This is a genomic window from Pseudomonas antarctica, assembly GCF_900624995.1.
In the GTDB taxonomy this organism is placed as follows: domain Bacteria; phylum Pseudomonadota; class Gammaproteobacteria; order Pseudomonadales; family Pseudomonadaceae; genus Aquipseudomonas; species Aquipseudomonas antarctica.
Map to the genome: position 1 here is coordinate 1 of NZ_UYXQ01000255.1, position 1,024 is coordinate 1,024.

General features: G+C 61.5%; 1 protein-coding gene. It reads right to left on the reverse strand.

The genetic code is table 11. From position 1 onward, the window contains the following. Positions 1 to 1,024 (reverse strand): condensation domain-containing protein (locus E0F99_RS29875; RefSeq protein ID WP_130909140.1); only part of this gene is annotated, 1,024 nt, incomplete at both ends.

Sequence of the window (1,024 nt, forward strand, 5' to 3'; positions counted from 1 at the left end):
GCGGCATGGCGATGGCCACGCGCACTTCAGGCCCCACGCCACGGGCGATCAGCGCATGCGCCAGGCGGTTGGCCTGAGCATCGAGTTCGCCGTAAGTCAGGGTCTGCGCATCGAATTTAACCGCCACAGCCTCCGGGTTTTCCCGCGCGCGGTCGGCGACCCTTTCATGCACCAGGCGCTTGGCCGAGAAGCCCGAATCGGTGTGATTCCACAGCTGCAGAATCTGTTGCTGCTCAGCACTGTCCAACAGCGGCAATTGGCTGAGGCTTTGCTGTGGGTTGGCGACCATGCCCTGCAACAGGTTCTGCCAATGGCGGGCCATACGTTGCACGGTGGCGGCTTCAAACAAGTCCTGGGCATAACCCAAGGTGGCCCAGATGCCTTCAATGGATTCCTGGATATCCAGGTCCAGGTCGAAATGCGCGGTCTTACTCTCCCAATCCAACCCTTCTACACGCAAGTGCGGCAGCTGATGCTGGACCTGCGCCTGGCCCACATCGGTCTGGTGGTTGAACATCACTTGGAACAACGGGTTGTGGCTCAGGCTGCGTTCCGGTTGCAGGGCTTCCACCAATTGCTCGAAGGGCAGGTCCTGATGCGCCTGGGCATCCAGCGCGCGCTGACGCGTGTGTTGCAGCAACTGCACGACGCTCATCTGGCCGTTCAGGTCGGCCTTGAGTACCTGAGTATTGACGAAAAAGCCGATCAGACGCTCGGTCTCGCTGCGATTGCGGTTGGCAATCGGCACGCCGACGCGGATCTCTTCCTGGCCGCTGTAGCGGTGCAGCAAGGTCTGGAACGACGCCAGCAGCAGCATGAACAGCGTCACGCCTTGTTGCTGGGCCAAGGCCTTGAGGTCGTGGGCCAGTGTCGGCGCCAGTTCGATCGCCAAGCGCGCACCACGGTGGCTCTGCACGGCCGGGCGTGGGTGGTCGAAAGGTAACGCCAGCACACTCTGCTCACCGCCCAATACGTCCCGCAAGTACGCCAATTGCCGAGTTTTTTCGCCCTCATCCATCCACTT